This is a genomic window from Erwinia sp. 1181_3, assembly GCF_052824965.1.
The window spans coordinates 40,570-59,152 of sequence record NZ_VTDE01000006.1; the positions used below are offsets into that span (position 1 = coordinate 40,570).

Consider the following 18,583-nt stretch of genomic DNA (forward strand, 5'->3'; position numbering starts at 1 on the left):
CAGCATAACTTACTGCATCAGCAAATAAATACTGGCATCGCCACGCTGGATATTCAGCGCCAGCACTGACGGTTTGGTATCCAGGATTTTGCGCAATTCGCCCAGATTCGCGACCGGCTGTTGGTTAACGCCTAAAATCACATCATCTTTCTTCAGGCCAACGCGCGCTGCCGCAGAACCCGCTTTAACGCTGTCCACTTTCACACCCTTAACGCCTTTCGCATCAAAGTTGCTCAGGTCAGCCCCTTCGATACCGTTATAGATAGTGCCAGAATCGACTTTCGCTGCGGCGCTTTGTTGCAACGCCACGTTCACTTTCATTGGCTTGCCATCCCGGATCAGGCCCAGTTCCATTTTGGTGCCAACCGGCAACGACCCCACTTCCGCACGCAACGCAGAGAAACTGGAGATCGGCTTGTTGTTGATCGACACAATCACGTCACCGGCTTTAATGCCCGCCTGCGCCGCTGAAGACTTCGGCAATACCTGACTGACGAACGCACCGCGCTGGGCATCAACTTTCATCGCCTTCGCGAGTTCGGAGTTCAGTTCGGTGCCCATGATCCCCAGCTCACCGCGTTTCACCTGACCGAATTCAACCATCTGTGACGTCAGGTTTTTCACCATATTACTTGGGATGGCGAAGCCAATACCGATGTTGCCGCCGTCTGGCGCGAGTATCGCCGTGTTAATCCCAATCAGCTCACCATTCAGGTTCACCAGCGCCCCCCCGGAATTACCCCGGTTAATCGCGGCATCAGTCTGGATAAAGTTTTCGTAGTTTTCCAGGTTCAGACCACTGCGGCCAAGGGCAGAGACAATACCGGAGGTAACCGTTTCCCCCAGACCATACGGGTTACCAATCGCTACCGTGTAATCGCCCACGCGCAGATTATCGGAGTCAGCAAGCTTAATCGCGGTCAGGTTTTTCGCCTCTTTCAACTGGATCAGCGCAATATCAGAACGCGGATCTTTACCAATCACTTTTGCATCGTATTTACGACCATCGCTCAATTGAACCTGAATTTTTGTCGCATTGTCGACCACGTGGTTGTTGGTTACGACGTAGCCTTTAGCGGCATCAATCACCACACCGGAACCCAGTGCGCGGAATTTCTGCTGCTGACTGTCAGCGCCGCCGTTGCCCTTCCCTTCCGGGCCACCTTCCTGACACATCGGCGATCCCTGGAATGGAGAACCGTCCTGACAGAATGGGGAATTATCGCCAAAGAACTGCTGGAACTGCTGAGGCATGCGCGGCGTACGTACCGTCGTGCTGCCCTCAACATTAATGCTGACAACCGAAGGCATCACTGTTTCCAGCATAGGAGCCAGACTGGGTAATGGCTGGCTTGAAGAGGAAGAGGCCGTTTCAGCAGCACTCGCCGCTAAAGGGTTTAACGCCAGCCCAAGGCTCAGAGCCAATGCGCTCAATACTAACGTGGTTTTTTTCATTCGTCGGATTCTCAAGTGATTCTGTGGGATAACCATTGCTGTGGTTGTGAAGGTGAGATTAATTTTTTATCCCTAAGTTCATATTTAACCACTAAGAAAAAGTAAAAAAATATTGTTCTTCTTTACAAATCATCACGACTGATGGATTTATTCCACGGCCATTAACCGTCGATACTCATCCCAGGCATACAAATCTGTCATCCCGCTAATGTAGTCCTGCAATAAACGAACGCGATAATAGTATTCCCATATATTCTCTTCGTCGGGATTTTTATCCAGAGACTCCACCGCTTCGCTGTAAGCAAGACGAAAACGCGTCGAAAGCTTATGGAACAGGCGTGTTTCAATCGGATAACCTTTTAAATAATCCTTTTCCGTCAATTCGCTGAACTCTTCGCGCGTCAACAGCAACAGTGGCTGGTAAATATCCAGCAAGCCGCTGATCACCCGATACCCTTGCAACTCTAACTGTTCCACTTCAGGATGGTTAAACACATGACGAAAAGCGACTTTTTTGAAAATATCTAATAGCTGACTATGCGGGCTACCATCTTCCAGCAGCGCCTCATTAAACTCGCCGTGGTACACCGCAGGCAAATGCTCGATAAAACGGCTGGCCGCATGGGGCACCAGTTCTGCCACCGTATTCACACGTAAATACATAAAGAACTGGTCTTCACTGCTGCGATTTGTGCGGCGACTGCGTGATTTATCTAACGCGCTGGTCACCACGGTGGCAAACAGATCGCCTGCCTGATGGTCAGGCCAGAGTTGGAATAAATAATGATACAGTTGTTCAACAGTAAAGATATTTTTTTCTACGGCATCTTCTAAATCGGCTACGCAGTAAGAGATATCGTCAGCAGCTTCCATAATATAAGTCAGCGGAAAACGGCAATGCGGCTGAAGATCTAATTGCTCACGCAGTCGCGCGATATATTCCTCTTCTGCCAGGTAGTATCCCGGTTTCTTCATTAAATAATCATGGCTGGCGGGAATGGCTCCGCTATGCCAGGCAGGACGCGTGTATTTTAAAATACAGCCGACCTGCGCCCAGGTCAGGTTCATCTTCATCAGCGTATGCACCGTGCGGATTGCCTGCGCGTTGCCTTCAAAATGAGACAGGTCCTGACGGACTTTAGCCCGCAGCGCATTCAAGCCATCATCCTGATGGCGTAATACCTCGGGTACACAGCGATCTTCCCGTCCGCTCTCCGGCTGCCAGCTTGTATCAAACTGCTGACGGAACCAGTCATTGATCGCTGCCTCACCAAAGTGACCAAACGGCGGATTGCCAATATCGTGCATCAGGCAAGCCATCTCGACGATACTCTCAAATGGCCCGGTCAACTGCGCCAGCCCCAAAGAGACTAAACGGTCAGCTTCCTGCAAGCGTGTCAGTACTTCTTTTGCGATATAGCGCCCCACCTGCTGCACTTCCAGCGAATGCGTCAGCCGGGTGCGAACGGCGGCATTACGCTCAAGCGGGAAGACCTGGGTTTTCTGCTGCAGTCGGCGGATAGCTGCTGAATTAATAATACGACCACGATCGCTTTCAAATATGCGCAGGATTTCATGTTCATCCTTCGGTCCCTGATAGGGGCGATAGCGCCGCTGCCAGTTGATTTTTATGCGAAAATCGATCCCAGTCATACCTTATTCCCTCTGATAAATGGCGCAGTCATTCTCGCAGTATACCCAAAATAATTCGAGTCCCCTCATGGGGCCTACTTTTGATGCAGCCAACGCCTGTGCAGCTTGAAGTATGACGGGTATAGCGATGATGTTTGTCATGATAAACTATGCGCCGCAATGAATAATACATTCCACAACTTCAGAGAGTATCCCTATGAAAGCAGGCATTATTGGCGCAATGGAACAGGAAGTGACGCTGCTGCGTGACAAAATTGAAAACCGTCAGACCCTCACCCTGGCGGGCTGTGAAATTTACACCGGTACACTGAATGGCGTTGAAGTTGCTCTGCTGAAGTCGGGCATCGGTAAAGTGTCTGCGGCGCTGGGCACCACCCTGCTGCTGCAACTGTGCAAACCCGATGTGGTCATCAATACCGGTTCAGCTGGCGGCCTGGCCCCTACGCTGAAAGTGGGTGATATTGTGGTGTCTGATGAAGTGCGTTATCACGACGCCGATGTGACGGCCTTTGGCTATGAACCTGGCCAGATGGCGGGCTGTCCGGCGGCGTTCAAGGCGGATGATAAGCTGATTGCCGCTGCCGAACAGTGCATTGGCGAACTGAACCTCAACGCAGTCCGTGGTCTGGTGGTGAGCGGCGATGCCTTTATCAATGGCGCAGCGCCGCTGTCACGTATTCGCAGCACCTTCCCGCAGGCCATTGCGGTTGAGATGGAAGCGACCGCGATTGGCCACGTTTGCCATCAATTCGGCACACCGTTTGTCGTGGTCCGTGCTATCTCCGATGTAGCCGATCAAGAATCACACCTCAGCTTTGATGAATTCCTGGTGGTGGCAGCACAGCAATCATCACTGATGGTGGAAACCCTGCTGACCCATCTGTCTCGTGGCTAAACGCCTTGTTTGCCTGCTGCTGTGGCTGGCCTGCGCCGCCACAGCTCAGGCCGCCCCCCGCGTGGTCACGCTGGCACCCAATATTACCGAACTGGCCTTTGCTGCCGGAATTACTCCGGTGGGCGTCAGCGCTTATTCCGATTACCCTGCCGCCGCACAGCACATCGAACAGGTCGCTAACTGGCAGGGGATCAACAGCGAAAAGCTACTCAGGCTGAAGCCGGATGTCGTGGTTGCCTGGAAAGGCGGCACGCCGCAACGCCAGGTCGATCAGCTTCAGGCGTTGGGCATCAGGGTGGTCTGGCTGGCACCGGATTCTATCGATCAGTTGATTGCCAGCCTGCGTCAGCTTGCCGCCTGGAGCCCGCAACCGCAACAGGCAGAGCAGTCGGCTGCCACGCTGCAACAGCAGTTTGCTAACCTGCGCCAACGCTATCAGCACTCACCCAGGCAGCGCGTCTTTCTTCAGTTTGGCCTCAAACCGCTGTTTACCGCATCGGGCAATACCTTACAGGATGAAGTTCTGCGCTTATGTGGCGGAGAGAACATCTTTGCCGATGCCCGCGTGCCCTGGCCACAGGTGAGCCGCGAGCAGGTATTGTTACGCCATCCCGCCGCTGTCGTCATCCCCGGCGATCATACTCATGCACAGCAGATTGTGCAGTTCTGGCAACCCCAGCTCACACTCCCGGTCATCGCCATCAATGATGACTGGATAAGCCGAGCCGGACCGCGTATGATTCTGGCCGCACAAAAATTGTGCAGTGAATTACACACCATCGGCACGTCAAAACCGCAATAATCGCCGCCAAAGGTGAGTAAAGTTCTGACAAAAATTGCCGTTAACCAAAGATAACGGGCGACTTTACGCTCGTTTTTTATTCAGGGCTTTTTGCTCTGATTTTGACCAGGAAATTGCAACATGAAAACCGTTTATCTGGCCCTCGGGCTGATGATGACGGGTCACGCCTTTGCCGCTTCGATTACCGGCAGCATTGGCGTGAAATTAACCATCTACTCACAGTGCAGCGTAGAGAGTCGCAGCTTGTCTGCTGTCAATTTACCCGGTGTTGTGTGTGGAGCTCAGCCTGATGCGCAGCCAAAAGTGACGCAAAGCGTTATATCACGTAATGCGGATACGCGGCAGGAAGCAAGGTTAGTGACCGTCGAATGGTAAGTTCTTACTAAACAGTATCTGTTTACCCAGAATAATTGGCGGTGCAGCAAGGCGGAAAGTGCTTGAATCCCCGGGAGCTTACATCAGTAAGTGACCGGGGTGAGGGTTCGCAGCCAACACAGCAGCGGCGTCAAGTATGAAGGGTAAATCAGATACTGAAGGACGATCCGCAGCCACAGGTGGTCTTGGCATTCGGGTTGGTCACAATAAAGCGCGACCCTTCCAGCCCTTCGGTATAATCCACTGCGCCACCCACCAGATATTGCAGACTCATCGGGTCAACAACCAACGCCACGCCCGCTTTCTCAATGGTCATATCACCATCGTTAATCTTATCGTCAAAGGTAAAACCGTACTGGAAGCCGCTGCAACCGCCGCCGGTGATGTAGACGCGCAGTTTCAGATCCGGATTGTTTTCATCGGAAATCAGGTTTTTGACTTTACTGGCCGCTGCTTCAGTAAATTGCAGGGGCAGTGCTACATCGTCGCTCATAGGTAACTCCAGTATACATACGTACAGGCCGGGTGCCTGACAGGTCACAAATCGACCATAATTGTTGTTATTATCTTACACACTGGTATAGCAATCAAGCTCAGGCTGTACCACCCTGTGCGGTAGCATTAGCCGTTTCCTGCTGCTGTTGTTTCGCCAGAGTGCGGGTAAGCAGTGACGAATACAAGGGTTGCCCCCCAAGAAACTGGGCTAATAGCGTCGCGCCAAGGCAGGTAATAATCATCGGTAAAATCAGCTGATAGTTATCCGTCATCTCCAGTACCAGTATAATACCGGTCAGTGGCGCACGTACCGAGGCGGCAAACAGCGCGCCCATCCCGGCAATGGCAAAGGTGCCAGCCTGCAAGTGATACTCCGGGAGCCAGCTTGAGGCGCACAGGCCAAATGCCGTTCCCAGCAGCGTGCCGAGTGCCAGCATCGGGGCAAAAATCCCGCCGGGTGCGCCGGAACAGAAGCACAGTAAAGTGGTAATCAGTCGAACAATAAACAGAAACAGCAACATGCCGATAGAAAAGTTTCCCGCCGCCGCCAGTGGGATCAGGCTGGCTCCCCCTCCGGCCGCCGCGGGCAGAAACACCCCCAATACGCCGCACGCCCCTCCCAGCACAGCCCCCACCAACAGTATTTTACCTAAACGTCCGCCGTGGAAACGCTGGAACAGATCCTGGATGCGGAAAATCAGCTGATTGAACAGCACCCCCACCACGCCAAACACCATACCGAGCAGCAGATAGAGCCACAGAGTATTGACAGGGGCATCGGTCAGGCGGCCTATCTCGATCACCGCATGTTCACCGTTAAAAATCCGAAACACCACGCTCGACATAATCACGCCAACGAACACGGCTTTAATGGAAATCAGACTGTAGCGAAATTGCAGACGCATCTCTTCAATAATAAACAGGATCCCGGCAAGAGGGGCATTAAAGGCAGCCGACAGACCCGCCGCCGCGCCCGTTGCCAGCAGCGTGTGCCGCGCCTCAGTGCTTCTCATCCTGAAAATATCCAGCATCATGCGGCCAATATTGCCACCCAACTGAACCGTTGGTCCTTCACGTCCCAGCACCATCCCCGCTCCCAGCGTGCCCATCCCGCCGATAAACTTCACTGGGATCACCCGCCACCAGCGCACCGGACGCAGTTCCTCCAGGGCACCTTCAATCTCCGGAATCCCCGACCCCGCCGCCTCTGGTGCAAAGCGGCGCACCAGGTAATAGCCGATAGTGGCCAATAGCGCGGAGACCAGAAATGCGCACAGCACCATCACCCCAGGATGGCTTCCCAACGTGGCAAGCCAACGGGTGCGCTGGTGAATAATCTCGTTGACGGCCAGCTCGAAACCCACGCCCACCAGGCCAGTCAGTGTGCCAACAATTCCCGCCATCACCAGCACCGCCAGCGGCGTTTTATCGCGGCGTAACAACATCCGCAGGAAATCACCGCGCCGGGCAGGCACAACATTCAGTTCGTTGGTAGAAAGTGATTGTTGATTCATGAGCCATTCATAACATTGTCAATCCATGTCAGCATTTTACGTATTCTCACGCTGAATGCCCGCATTTAAGGCTCTCTAATCGTGTCGCAGATGCGAGTAGCCTTTCGCTACCCCATGATGTTCACTTAGAATAGAGGGGTTTTTAAATGAATGATCAGGAGCGGTTCCATGAGTAAGTCTGAAAACCTGTACGCCCAGGCGCAGCAGTTAATTCCCGGTGGCGTAAATTCACCGGTGCGGGCCTTTAACGGCGTGGGCGGCGTGCCGCTGTTTATCGAACGTGCTGACGGTGCCCTGCTATACGATGTCGATGGTAAAGCCTATATAGACTATGTCGGTTCATGGGGCCCAATGGTGCTGGGTCACAACCATCCCGCCATCCGTCATGCCGTTATCGACGCTGCCGAACGCGGCCTGAGTTTCGGCGCGCCGACGGAGATGGAAGTCAAAATGGCCGAACTGGTCACCCAACTGGTACCGACCATGGATACCGTTCGCATGGTCAACTCCGGTACAGAAGCCACCATGAGTGCCATTCGTCTGGCACGCGGTTTCACCCACCGTGACAAAATTATTAAGTTTGAAGGCTGCTACCATGGCCACGCTGACTGCCTGCTGGTGAAAGCGGGCTCTGGCGCACTGACGCTGGGCCAGCCGAACTCACCGGGCGTGCCCGCTGACTTTGCCAAACATACCCTGACCTGCACCTTCAACGATCTCACCAGCGTACGCGCGGCCTTTGAGCAGTACCCGGAAGAGATCGCCTGCATCATCGTTGAACCGGTCGCGGGCAACATGAACTGCATTCCACCGCAGCCGGACTTCCTTCCGGGCCTGCGTGAACTGTGCGACGAATTTGGCGCGCTGCTGATTATCGACGAAGTGATGACCGGTTTCCGCGTTGCGCTGGCAGGTGCACAGGCCCATTACGGTGTGAAACCGGATCTGACCTGCCTGGGTAAAATCATCGGTGGCGGTATGCCAGTGGGCGCCTTTGGTGGTCGTCGCGAAGTGATGGATGCGCTGGCACCGACCGGCCCGGTATACCAGGCGGGTACGCTGTCCGGTAACCCGATCGCGATGGCAGCGGGCTTTGCCTGTCTGACGGAAGTCTCCCGCCCGGGCACGCATGAGACGCTGACCCGTCTGACCACCCAACTGGCCGATGGCCTGCTCGCTGCGGCAAAAGCCGAAAATATCCCGCTGGTGATCAACCATGTCGGCGGGATGTTTGGGATTTTCTTCACGGATGCAGACAGCGTGACCTGCTATGCGGATGTGACGAAGTGCGATGTTGAGCGTTTCAAGCGTTTCTTCCATCTGATGCTGGAAGAAGGTGTGTATCTGGCACCGTCCGCCTTTGAAGCAGGCTTTATGTCGCTGGCGCACAGCCCGGATGATATTCAGCACACCATCGATGCGGCACGCCGTAGTTTCGCGAAGCTGTAACATCCAGACGGGCGGGGCATGCCCCGCCCCGACCCGAAGGGGTCAGGCATGCCTGACCCTTTTTTTTTATACCTTACGCAGCAGATAGATAAAGTACGGCGCACCGATAAAGGTCGCCAGCAGCCCTGCCGGGATCTGATCCGGGAACGAAAGCATTCTGCCGCACCAGTCCGCCGCCACCATCAATCCACCGCCCAACAGTGCCGCCATCACCTGCTGCGGCAATGCCCGGCGGAAACCGAGCATCCGCGCAATATGCGGTGCCATCAGCCCCACAAAGCTTAATGGCCCAATGGTCAGCGTTGCGGCAGCAGTCAGCACCGCAGCCAGCAGCAGCAGCGTCAGACGCGTTGGCGTCAGCGCCATACCGACTGCGCGCGCCGTGGCACCGCCCAGTGGAAGGATGGTCAGCCAGCGACGGCATAGCGGCACCAGCGCCAGCAGCACGACCATAATGATCAGCGTGCGCTTCGCCTGCAAAACATCAATGTTATAGGTTGAGCCGGAGATCCACGTCAGCAGATTCGCCATACGCGGGTCACCGCTGGCCAGCAGCAGCATCATCAGCGTGGTGAAGGCCGTGCTGAGCGCCATCCCGGCCAGCAGCATCCGTTCCGGTGAAAAACCCCCGCGCCCGGCAGCGATCGAGATCACCAGCAACGTCAGGGCCGCGCCAATACTCCCGGCAGGCAGCAGCCAGCCAAACGCATCACCCGGTACGATAAACAACATCACCACGACGCCAAATGCCGCCCCGGAGCTAATCCCCAGCACTTCAGGGCTGGCCATCGGGTTGCCTGTCAAACGCTGCACGACGCACCCTGCCACACCCAGCATCATCCCGGTCGCCATCGCGGCCACCAGACGCGGCCAGCGCCACGGCAGAAGTTGCTGCCACAGTTCACCGCTGGCCCATACCCAGCCGTGAGCATCGCGTCCAAAGCTTAACGCCACCGCCATCAGCAACAGCAGAGCACCGCCCCCGATGAGCGCCCACCACAGTACCCGGTGACGTTCTGTCGGCACATTGTCACCCTGGTTCATCGCTGGCGGCACCGAACCGGTTCGCAGACGCGGCAGCAGCCACAGCAGCAGCGGCGCACCGATAACCGCAGTGATGGTTCCCGTAGAGATCTCTCCCAGACGACTGGTCAGCCAGAGCACCGACTGATCCGCCAGCCACAGGAGTAGCGCCCCAATAATCGGCGCCACCAGCAAACGGCTGATCAGACGACGGAAGCCCAGCATCCGCGCCAGCAGAGGAGAGAACAGCCCGATAAAGCCGATAATACCGACAGCATTTACCAGGGAAGCACTGATTAAAATCGCCAGTGCCAGCAGGCCAAAGCGGGCCAGCGAGATCGCCAGGCCCAGGTTCTTTGCCACACCATCATCCAGCCCCATCAGGGTCATCGGACGTAACATCAGTAGCGTGAGCAACAGGCCGCCGAGCAGCCGTGGCCAGAGGAACTCCACGTTGCTCCAGTCCATCTGATTCAGTGAACCGGTGCTCCACAGAAACATATTCTGCAGCTGGTCGTGATTGAAGATGGCAAAAATCTGGTTCACCGCACCACAGTAAAGTGACACCACCAGCCCGGCGAGGATCAGCGTTACGGGCGACATCCGTTTGCCCCAGGCGACGCCGAACACAATCAGCCCCACCAGCACCGCACCGATCATCGCGGCCAGCTGCTGCGTGACCATACCGCCCGGCACGCTCCACAGAGTGACAACGGTCAGCCCCAGTTGCGCACCGCTGGCGACGCCCAGGGTTGCCGGTTCGGCCAGGGGATTGCGCAGCACCTGCTGAAACAGCAGGCCCACCAGCCCCAGGCCTGCGCCCGCCAGCAATGACAGCGACAGGCGCGGCATCAGGCTGTAATGAAACACCATCTGCTCAATGCGGTTGGTGTCCGGGGTCAACAATGCTGTTAACCACTGCGCACCAGGCAGCCGCTGTTGCAGGTTAATCAGCGTCAGAGCCAGTGCACTGGCAAACAATGCTGTTAACAGCAGGATGGCTAAACGATAGTGACGCATCATTTCACCTCCAGCGCATGGTCAAGGCTGTGGATCAGCTGCATTGCCGACAGTGTGGCACCGTAGAACCACACGCGCGGCATCTGCCTGAAACGCCCGGCACGCACAAACGGCAGCGACTGCCAGAGTGCGGTCCCGGTCACCTGATCAACAATCGCCTGATTGTCATGTTCGAAGCCGATGGCATCGACATCCCCCAGATCGGCCAGACGTTCAATGCCAATGATCACGCTCCCCCAGAAAGTGCTTTCTGCTTTCCAGGCATTTTCCAGCCCGAGGTTATCCAGCACTTCCTGGAACAGTCCATTCTCAGTGAAAACAATCACATGACGCGGATCGACAATCGACAACAGCAGCAGCGGGCGCTTCGGCCTGTTTGCCAGTTTGGTTTTCAGGCGCTCAGTCTGGCTATCCAGTTCGGCCAGATTCGCCACGGCCTGCGGGACGCGATCGACCCGCTTTGCCAGCTCCATGAGTGCGTGACGCGCACTGGTCAGCGGTTTCCCCTTCCCGCCTTCGTTAAAGGCAAACCCCATTCCCGGGGCGATGCGCATAAAGCGAGTCGGATCGGGCCCATAGCCCTGTGAAAACAGGATCAGAGAAGGCTTCATCTGAGTTATCAGTTCAAGATTAGGTTCGGTTCGCAGCCCGACATCGACCACGGAGGCGGGCAACTTCGGTTCACCAACCCACTGGCCATAACCGTAAAGCTCGGCGGCGCCGATCGGCATCACGCCCAGCGCAAGCAGCAGCTCAAGGGGATACCACTCGAGTGCGATAATGCGTTGTTCTGTCGCAGCACGCAGCGGGAAGGGAAACTGGGCCAGCAGCGGGGAAAAAGCCAGTGCCGTCAGTAAACGGCGACGCAAAATATCCGGCATCACAACATCCAATTCTCAGAGCCTAAGCGCTTAGTAAACAAAGCTTACCGGCGCGCCACCTTGTGGGTGCGGTAAAATTCCCATAGGAATGCCATAAATCTGTTCCAGCACATCCCCGTTCATAATCTCAGCAGGCTCGCCCTGAGCAATCATTTCGCCACCGCGCAGCGCCACCAGGTGGTCGCAATAACGCGCAGCCATATTGATATCGTGCAGTACCGCAATCACCGTCAGGCCACGTTCACGGCTGAGACGCTGGATCAGCGCCAGCACATCGACCTGGTGGGCGATATCCAACGCGGAAGTGGGTTCATCCAACAGCAGGCAACGGCTGTTCTGCGCAACCAGCATGGCAATCCATGCACGCTGACGCTCACCGCCGGACAGACTGTCCACCAGGCGATGGGCAAAAGGCTTCAACCCGACAAGTGCAATGGCTTCATCAACACGTTCGCGATCTTCCACACCGTAACGCCCCAGCGCACCGTGCCACGGATAGCGGCCAATGGCGACCAGTTCACGTACTGTCATCCCTTCCGCCGCAGGCAGTTGCTGAGGCAAATAGGCAACTTCACGGGCAAAGGCTTTACTCTGCCAGCTGGCCACCGGCTGCTCATTCAGCAGCACCTGCCCGGCCGATGCCGCGTGATGGCGGCCGAGCATTTTCAGCAGTGTGGATTTTCCTGAACCGTTATGGCCGATCAGCCCACAGACTTTTCCGGCGGGAAAGGCCAGCGACAACGGTTGTAACAGGGTACGGCCTGGAACGCTAAAACTGACACGGTCCAGGGTGAAGGTCGTTTCTGACGTGTGCTGTTGTTGCATGGTGATCTTCTGATTGGCGGGCGCGGCGAACCGCGCCCGGATAGATATTTAGAAACGGAAGGTGGCAGTACCGACAATCTGACGCTCTGCGCCCCAGTAGCAGGCATGCTCACGATAACAGCTGGCAACATACTCACGGTCAAACAGGTTGTTAACGTTAATACCGACCGATGACCCTGGAAGTCCAAAACGAGCCAGGTCGTACTTCACGACGGCATCAACCAACGTATAACCGGCAACATCAAAATTCTGATCCTGGTTATCGCCATTACTCGCCTGATGACGATACAGACCTTTACTCTCACCCACGTAGCGCAAGCCCGTGCCCAGCGTCAGGCCGGATAAGGCACTTTCATTGAATGTGTAGTCGCCCCACAGTGATGCCATATGTTTAGGCACCTGCACTGGCGTTTTTCCACGCAGGTAATTGTCTTCTGTATATTCAGCATCGGTATAGCTGTATGACGCAGTCACGTTGATGTTGGCATTGACGGCGGCTTTGGCTTCAAACTCGAACCCACGGGAACGAATCTCCCCGCCCTGTACGCTAAACAGTGGCGCAGTCGGGTCACCCATCAGGTTGTTATTTTTGGTCAACTGGTAAATCGCCCCGGTCAGAACAATAGGACGATCTTTCGGAACGTATTTCACGCCTGCTTCATACTGTTTTGCACGGGAAGGTGTGAAGGTTTCCCCACCGAGAGTAGTGCCAGTATTAGGAATAAATGATTCGCTGTAACTGAAGTAAGGTGCAATACCGTTATCGAAGACATAGTTCACCCCGCCGCGCCAGGTAAAGGCCTGGTCGTGGGTTTTGTTTTCACTGGCATTACGGTCAAACGCCGACATGGTCAGGTAGTCATAGCGTCCGCCCAGTGTCAGCACCCAACGATCCCACTCCATTTGGTCCTGCGCATACAGACCGGTTTGTTCCTGCTTATTCAGATATTGATACGGGAATCCTGATCCCTGAATCATTTGATCGTTTCCATATTGTGGATTCAACGCATCCAGCGGCGCAACGGCGCCAAAAATCGCATCTATATCATTGCGTGAACGCTGATAATCCACGCCCATCAGCAGAGTGTGATCCACCTGACCAGTAGCAAACTTCGCCTGAGCCTGGGTATCAACCGCAAACTGATTCAGCTTTTCCTGTGAATGCGCGTATCCACGATTAATGGTGTTGTTGGCTGTATTCAGGCCGTTGCCATAAATGCTCAGGTAATTAGTACGCATCTGCGCATAACGCAGGTTCTGACGTACGGTCCATGTATCATTGAACGCATGATCGAAGCTGTAACCGATCATTTTGGTGTTGCGGGAGATTTTATTGCTGTCTTCACCCTCATCAAAATCGGTTGGTAGCTTGTGCTGATTGCCGTTGGCATCCGTAATGGGCACGACCGTGCCTTCACGCGGCAACCAGCCGTAATAACCGGTTTCCGGTTCATTCTGGAAGTAGCTCAGGAAGGTGAAATGGGTATTCTCATCCGGTTGCCAGCTGAAAGATGGCGCGATGGCATAGCGCTTCTCTTTATTCATCTGCTGCTGCGCATCTGCGCTGCGTGCCAGACCCGTTAAGCGGTAAGAGAACTCGCCGTTGTCATCCAGAGCGCCTCCGAAATCAAAGCCGGTAGAAAACAGGTTATCGGTCCCCATCTGGAACTGGACTTCACGCAGAGTTTCGGTGGTTGGGCGCTTGCTCACCATCGATACAATGCCACCCGGGTTACTTTTTCCATACAGCACAGACGTTGGCCCGCGCATCAGTTCAACGCGTTCCAGGAAATAAGGGTCAACAGCAAATTCGGAGTAGTTATCACCCTGTAATTTCAGGCCATTGAGATACTGATTGGTATTCGTTTCACTAAAACCACGAATGGATAATGCATCAATCACGTTTGACGCACCGCGGTTACCTACCATCACTCCGGTGGTATAACCCAGCGCTTCTTTTACTGACAAAGGCTGATGTGTTTGCATTTCCTGGCTGGTGATAACAGACACAGACTGCGGATTCTTCTCAATCGGTGTATCGGTTTTGGTGCCGGTGGCGCTGTGTTTTGCCGCAATGGTCGGGGCCGGGCCCCAGGCACTTTCCTGCGGCGCACTGCCAGCATCCGCCGTGACATTAATCGTCTGCTCAGCGGCAGCAAAGGCTGCACCACTGGTGAGTGAGAGAGCGACCAGCGCCGCCAGTTGTCGTTTTGCTGTTTTCAGGTGTGTAAAATCAGTGGATAAATCGCGCACATTGGCCATTTAGCTTTTCTCTGAACAAGGATTGTTGAATGTGAAACGAAACGATAATTATTATTATAACGCTCGGATAATATGCGAAACAAAGTCAGTTCTGCAAGGAAAAACGCCCCACATGATCTGCCACACAAGCGGCATGGGCATTGACCTGGCGCGGAAAAAAGCCAAAAAAAAAGCCGGTTTCCCGGCTTTTTCATTCAGATAACAATGAAGGCTACTGACCAAACATATCTTTGATCCAACCAGCCACACCATCGCCATCCTTTTGCTGATTCTGCGGTTGCTGCCCTTGTTGCTGATTCTGTTGCTGATTCTGCTGTTGATTCTGCTGCTGCAACATCTGTTGCTGCTGCTGAACCTGCTGCTGTTGCTGCTGGCACAGGGCGTTAGCATCCGTGGTCCAGACCGGCAGGCTACGCCAGCTGCTGCTGGCACTACCGCAGACAAAGTTACCGGCAGAATCGACGTTCATCAGTGCAATATCTTCTGGTGGCGTGAGAGTTAACGGCATCGGCGCCTGCATTTCCAGATAACGACGATACAGCTGCATCGCCCCGCTGGAACCATACAGTTTGGTCGGCTGGTTGTTATCACGACCCACCCAGGTGATGGCGACTTCTTTGCCATCGATCCCGGCAAACCAGGTATCTACCTGATTGTTGGTGGTGCCGGTTTTGCCTGCCAGCGTCGCTTTCGGATACTTAGCCCCAAGCGCACGCGCCGTACCGTGATCCACCACCTGCTGCATGCTGTAGAGCGTCAGGTAAGCCCCCTGCGCCGGAACGGCACGTTCGGCCTGCGGGAAGCTCTGATACAGCACGCTACCATCTTCAGCAATCACGGAACGTACGGCCGACAGCGGCGCACGGCTGCCGCCGCTGGCGATAGTCTGGAAAGCCTGTGCCACTTCAATCGGTGTCAGGTTCAGCGCACCCAGTAACATCGCCGGCACCGGATTCAGCTGATCTTTCGGTACACCCAGCTTGGTCCAGGTATCCACCACCTGTGGCAGACCGAGCGTCATCCCCAGGTTCACCGTCGGCACGTTCATGGAGTTGGTCAGTGCATCCACCAGCATCACCTGGCCGCTGTAACGACGGTCGTCGTTCTGCGGTTTCCACACCTGGCCGTTAGGCTGTTTCAGCGCAATCGGATTATCCGCGAGCCAGGTATTCAGACGGTAGGTATCCGGCTGGCTCAGCGCGGTCAGATAGGTCGCCGGTTTTGCCAGTGAACCAATCGAACGACGCGCCTGCAAGGCACGGTTGTAGCCCGCGAACTGTGGATCGGCACCACCGACCATGGCGCGCACTTCACCGCTGAAGCGGTCCACCACCACCATCGCCGCTTCCAGATCGTTGACCCCACGCTGTTTACGCAGCGCCGGGATCCCCTCTTCGACTGACTTCTCAGCAGCATCCTGCGACACCGAATCCAGCGTGGTGAAAATTTTCACCCCGGAGAGATCCTTCACCTTATCGCCGAGTTTGCTCTGCAACTCGTTACGCACCATCTGCATAAACGCTGGCTGTGGGGTGATCACGCCGCCTTTCGGCTGCACGCCCAGCGGACGCGCACTCAGCATGTCGTAAAGCTCCTGGTCGATCACCTTCTGCTGCTGCAACAGGCGCAACACCAGGTTACGACGCTCCAGCGACAACTGCGGGTTGCGCCACGGGTTATACAGCGATGCGCCTTTCACCATGCCCACCAGCAGTGCCTGCTGGTCAAGGCTCAGCTCATCCACGGGACGGCCAAAGTAATACAGGCTGGCCAGCGGGAAGCCACGGATCTGATCGTTGCCTGCCTGGCCGAGATACACCTCATTGAGGTACAGCTCCAGAATGCGGTCTTTGCTGTAGCGCGCATCCATGATCAGCGCCATATAGGCTTCGTTGGCTTTACGCCACAGCGAGCGTTCGTTGGTGAGGAACAAGTTCTTCACCAGCTGCTGGGTCAGCGTACTTCCGCCCTGCACTGCACGTCCGGCAGTGATGTTGGCGACAAAAGCACGGCCAATCGAATAGAGGCTGATGCCATCATGCTGATAGAAATGACGGTCTTCGGTCGCCACCAGCGTATCCACCAACAGGTCCGGGAACCCGGCGCGTGGTACAAACAGGCGCTGTTCGCCGTTAGGCGACTGCAACATGGTGATCAGACGCGGGTCGAGGCGGAAGAAGCCGAAGCTGCGTCCATTGTCGAGGTTCTTAATATCGCTCAGCCGATCGCCGCTGAAGCTCAGACGTGCGCGGATCTGCCCCTCTTTGCTGTCGGGGAAATCAAACGGACGACGGATCATCTCAATGCTGTTGGCCTGCACGGTAAATTCGCCCGGGCGCGTCATGCGCGTCACTTCGCGATACTGTGTGCCTTCCAGCAGCGTGATCATCTCTTTTTTGTTGTACGACATACCTGGCTCAAGGTTGACCATGCGGCCATAGACCGTGGCCGGTAGCTGCCAGACTTTGCCATCAATACGGCTGCGGATCTGTGAATCGAGGTAGAAACCATAAATGGCCATGACCACCGCGAAGATCAGGAAAAGCTTAAACAATAAGCCTATCCAGCCTCTTTTTTTACGCGTCCCGCGCCCTTTTCCTTTACGTGGCATCGAAGTTACCTCTTCCTCATCCAGATCTTCATCATCCTGATCGTCATAGTCATCATATTCTTCTTCCCTGCGGCGACCACGCCCCGCTTTGTTGCGCGCAGGCTGGGGCTGTTTTCCTTTACGCCCGATAGGTTCGCGATCGTCAGACATCTTGTTTATTTCTCCAGAAGCAGGCGTCGGCCGGGCCGACTACTTTCGTCGTATGACGACAGTTGCGGAACCAGAACCTTCTGAAAGCCTCTGGCAGTCACACAAGCGCGACAGAATACCATTTATTACTGGCGAGCATCTATTGTGCCTTTGCAACAAAAAACCTTAATTCTCCTGATGCAGGGACTGCATCACACGCGCATGTTCATTCGCATCAAGGCAGATAAACTCCGGGAGCAGGCTGGTAGCCGCCTGTTTCAAGGCATCGATCAAGGCCAGAACGCTGGAACGCGGTGGGCGGGATTGCGGAGTGGTGACCCCAAAGTAATAAGGAATGTCCACATCCAGCTCTCTGATCACCACACCGGCCACGGGCAAACCGTAAGCGGTGACGGGTTCCATAATCGCCACGCCTAATCCCGAACGAATGCAGGAGAGAATATTCACCGATGAGTTCGTTTCAATCACACCCGCCGGTTTGACCTTTGCCTTACGTAATACCTGCTCATAGCGCCTGCGCAGGCGATACGGGTTGTAAGGTGTGATCAGCTTGCGTGACGTTAAGTCGGTTAACAGCACCTGCTCTTTCTGGGCCAACGGGTCATCTTCTCTCAGCGCCATGACGCAGCGTGATTGACCAATCCAGTGAACCTGCGCCCCCTGATGCTCCAGCGGCAGGCTGCTGATCCCCAACTCCGCCTGGCCGGTAATAATGGCGTGCGCCGTTTGTTCTGCGGAATCACTCAGGATTTGCACCGAGTCATCCAGATTCACCTGCGCCAGTGCCACGGGCAGCAGGCCGGAGGACATTGATGGCGTAGCGGCAATCAGCAGCGGGGTTTTTTCTTCTTTCCAGATCTCATTGGCGCGCAGGCGTATCTGTTGCAACGACGTCAACGCCGTCTCAACGTACTCATGCAGACGCAGTGCCTGCTCGGTCGGGTAGATACGTGGCCCGTTACGCAAAAAAAGCGGATAACCAAGGGTGTTCTCCAGATCCTGGATCAGCCGGGTCACGGCAGGCTGCGAACGTTGCAGAACTTTAGCCGCTGCCGTCACACTGCCGGACGAGATGACCGCCGAGAAAGCCTGTAACTGGCGAAGGTCAAGATCGTTAAGTGAAGCCAGGTTCTGCATACGGGAATCCTTTATTTTTCAACAGCCATAATTATC

General features: G+C 55.2%; 14 protein-coding genes. 4 read left to right on the plus strand and 10 right to left on the minus strand.

The annotated features are described in order from the left end of the window. Nucleotides 1-9 precede the first annotated feature (9 nt). Together degP and dgt are read right to left on the minus strand one after the other, a co-directional pair. On the minus strand, nucleotides 10-1,455 hold the full coding sequence (gene degP / locus FY046_RS15880) for a serine endoprotease DegP (protein WP_133842203.1): 1,446 nt from the start codon (nucleotides 1,453-1,455) through the stop codon (nucleotides 10-12). Nucleotides 1,456-1,602: 147 nt separating this feature from the next. Next, on the minus strand, nucleotides 1,603-3,108 hold the full coding sequence (gene dgt, locus FY046_RS15885) for a dGTPase (protein ID WP_159336920.1): 1,506 nt from the start codon (nucleotides 3,106-3,108) through the stop codon (nucleotides 1,603-1,605). Nucleotides 3,109-3,304: 196 nt separating this feature from the next. Between dgt and mtnN the strand changes: the two genes are divergently transcribed. The 3 genes from mtnN (at nucleotide 3,305) to FY046_RS15900 (ending at nucleotide 5,180) form a co-directional block, all read left to right on the plus strand. Continuing rightward, on the plus strand, nucleotides 3,305-4,003 hold the full coding sequence (gene mtnN / locus FY046_RS15890; protein ID WP_133842205.1) for a 5'-methylthioadenosine/S-adenosylhomocysteine nucleosidase: 699 nt from the start codon (nucleotides 3,305-3,307) through the stop codon (nucleotides 4,001-4,003). Further along, nucleotides 3,996-4,805 carry a vitamin B12 ABC transporter substrate-binding protein BtuF gene (gene btuF, locus FY046_RS15895; protein ID WP_339507339.1) on the plus strand — a complete coding sequence of 270 codons (810 nt, stop codon included), beginning with the start codon at nucleotides 3,996-3,998 and terminating at the stop codon, nucleotides 4,803-4,805. Before mtnN ends, btuF begins: the two co-directional genes overlap by 8 nt. Nucleotides 4,806-4,925: 120 nt before the next feature. Beyond that, nucleotides 4,926-5,180, plus strand: coding sequence for a hypothetical protein (locus tag FY046_RS15900; protein ID WP_133842207.1), 255 nt, complete (start codon nucleotides 4,926-4,928; stop codon nucleotides 5,178-5,180). A 148-nt stretch (nucleotides 5,181-5,328) separates the two neighbouring features. On the opposite strand, the gene erpA is transcribed toward FY046_RS15900, so the two are convergent. Then, nucleotides 5,329-5,673, minus strand: a complete 345-nt coding sequence (gene erpA, locus FY046_RS15905; protein ID WP_133842208.1) for an iron-sulfur cluster insertion protein ErpA — start codon at nucleotides 5,671-5,673, stop codon at nucleotides 5,329-5,331. 100 nt (nucleotides 5,674-5,773) lie between these two features. After that, a complete protein-coding gene (gene clcA, locus FY046_RS15910) occupies nucleotides 5,774-7,189 on the minus strand; it encodes a H(+)/Cl(-) exchange transporter ClcA (protein ID WP_339507338.1) in 1,416 nt (471 codons plus the stop codon). A gap of 168 nt (nucleotides 7,190-7,357) precedes the next feature. On the opposite strand from clcA, the gene hemL reads away from it, so the two are divergent. Further along, entirely contained in the window at nucleotides 7,358-8,638 is a 1,281-nt protein-coding gene (hemL, locus tag FY046_RS15915) for a glutamate-1-semialdehyde 2,1-aminomutase (protein ID WP_133842210.1), read from the plus strand. A 66-nt stretch (nucleotides 8,639-8,704) separates the two neighbouring features. Here the strand turns inward: hemL and fhuB are convergent, their stop codons facing one another. The 6 genes from fhuB to FY046_RS15945 all read right to left on the minus strand — a co-directional run bounded on the left by fhuB (nucleotide 8,705) and on the right by FY046_RS15945 (nucleotide 18,538). Next, on the minus strand, nucleotides 8,705-10,681 hold the full coding sequence (fhuB, locus tag FY046_RS15920) for a Fe(3+)-hydroxamate ABC transporter permease FhuB (protein WP_446186296.1): 1,977 nt from the start codon (nucleotides 10,679-10,681) through the stop codon (nucleotides 8,705-8,707). Then, nucleotides 10,681-11,562: a Fe(3+)-hydroxamate ABC transporter substrate-binding protein FhuD gene (gene fhuD, locus FY046_RS15925; RefSeq protein ID WP_133842211.1), complete on the minus strand. Its 882-nt coding sequence runs from the start codon at nucleotides 11,560-11,562 to the stop codon at nucleotides 10,681-10,683. The genes fhuB and fhuD overlap by 1 nt, the downstream gene beginning before the upstream one ends. Nucleotides 11,563-11,592: 30 nt before the next feature. Next, the gene (gene fhuC, locus FY046_RS15930; RefSeq protein WP_133842212.1) at nucleotides 11,593-12,387 is read right to left on the minus strand and encodes a Fe3+-hydroxamate ABC transporter ATP-binding protein FhuC; all 795 of its coding nucleotides are present in this window, start codon (nucleotides 12,385-12,387) and stop codon (nucleotides 11,593-11,595) included. A 48-nt stretch (nucleotides 12,388-12,435) separates the two neighbouring features. Further along, entirely contained in the window at nucleotides 12,436-14,649 is a 2,214-nt protein-coding gene (gene fhuA / locus FY046_RS15935) for a ferrichrome porin FhuA (RefSeq protein WP_446186277.1), read from the minus strand. Between the two features lie 211 nt (nucleotides 14,650-14,860). Then, entirely contained in the window at nucleotides 14,861-17,410 is a 2,550-nt protein-coding gene (gene mrcB, locus FY046_RS15940) for a bifunctional glycosyl transferase/transpeptidase (RefSeq protein WP_159336917.1), read from the minus strand. A 165-nt stretch (nucleotides 17,411-17,575) separates the two neighbouring features. Further along, entirely contained in the window at nucleotides 17,576-18,538 is a 963-nt protein-coding gene (locus tag FY046_RS15945; RefSeq protein ID WP_197931242.1) for a LysR family transcriptional regulator, read from the minus strand. Between the last annotated feature and the right edge of the window lie 45 nt (nucleotides 18,539-18,583).